This window comes from uncultured Tateyamaria sp. (assembly GCF_947504105.1).
Taxonomy (GTDB): domain Bacteria; phylum Pseudomonadota; class Alphaproteobacteria; order Rhodobacterales; family Rhodobacteraceae; genus Tateyamaria.
The window spans coordinates 1-1,175 of the sequence record NZ_CANNGP010000136.1 but is presented as its reverse complement, the minus strand read 5'-3'; the positions used below and the strand labels follow the sequence as shown (position 1 = coordinate 1,175).

The 1,175-nt window shown below is 60.0% G+C and carries 1 protein-coding gene; it reads right to left on the bottom strand.

Translation table 11 applies throughout. The features are described from left to right. Positions 1–24: 24 nt before the first annotated feature. Positions 25–1,116: an IS630 family transposase gene (locus tag Q1A75_RS23910; RefSeq protein ID WP_299593571.1), complete on the bottom strand. Its 1,092-nt coding sequence runs from the start codon at positions 1,114–1,116 to the stop codon at positions 25–27. Between the last annotated feature and the right edge of the window lie 59 nt (positions 1,117–1,175).

The following is a 1,175-nucleotide window of genomic DNA, read 5'->3' as shown; positions in this document are numbered from 1 at the left end:
CTAGTGTTCCGAGTCTGACACCTCTTACCTGTTCCCCCGGATTTCATCGAGGGAGTTCAGAGCGCGGCGTTCACGGGCGATGATGTCATCGGCGGTCTTGCTCCACACGAACGGTTTTGGCTTTGCGTTGTGCTGGATAAGGTAGTCGTAGATGGCATCCTGCAAATCATCGACGCTTGAGTAACTGCCCCGCCGAATGCGCCTTGCGGTGATCTCGGCGAAGAACCGTTCGACGAGGTTCAGCCAGGATGCACTGGTCGGGGTAAAATGCAGCTTGAACCGGGGATGCTTTTCCAACCACGCTCTCACCTCGGGCGTCTTGTGGGTGGCATAGTTGTCGAGCACCATATGGACTTCGCGCTTGCCCTTCACAGCCCGGTCGATCCGGCGCAGGAAGCGCAAAAATTCTTTGGCACGGTGGCGCGGCATGCAGTCGCCAATCACCAAGCCAGACTTTATATCGAGCGCGGCGAACAGTGTTGTGGTGCCGTGGCGCTTGTAATCGTGGGTCATTGTGGCGGCGCGGCCTTTCTTCAGCGGCAAGCCCGGTTGGGTCCGGTCCAACGCCTGTATTTGGGACTTTTCGTCCACACACAGCACGACGGCCCGCTCTGGCGGATCGAGGTAAAGCCCAACGATATCCGTGACTTTCTCCTCGAACTGCGGGTCGTTCGAGACCTTGAAGCCCTTCGTCAGATGCGGCTTCAGACCAGCATCCGCCCAGATACGACCGACACTCGACGGCGAGATGCCAACCGCCTCGGCCATCAGCGCACGCGACCAGTGCGTGGCATTGGGAGGGCTGTCCTGCACCGTCTTCGCGATCACCTTGAGCCGCGTCTCCCGAGGCAAAGGCGGCACGCGCGATGGTCGTGTCTTGTCGCGTTTCAGCCCGGCTACGCCTTCATCGAGATACCGCTCCTGCCAACGCCAGACCGTCGGTTTCGACGTCTGCGCGCGACGCATGATCTCAAAGGTGCCATGACCGTCCGCTGTCGCCAGCACGATCTCGGCCCGCCAGACCAGCTTGCGCGGCGTGTTGCGGTTAGCCACCAAGGATTGCAGTTCGGCGCGGTCGTCGGGGCACAGATAAAGGCAGATGTCATCTCGTCTCATGCCCCAACATGACACTCCGAACCGACAATGGGAATCCTATGTCAGACGGGGAACACTAG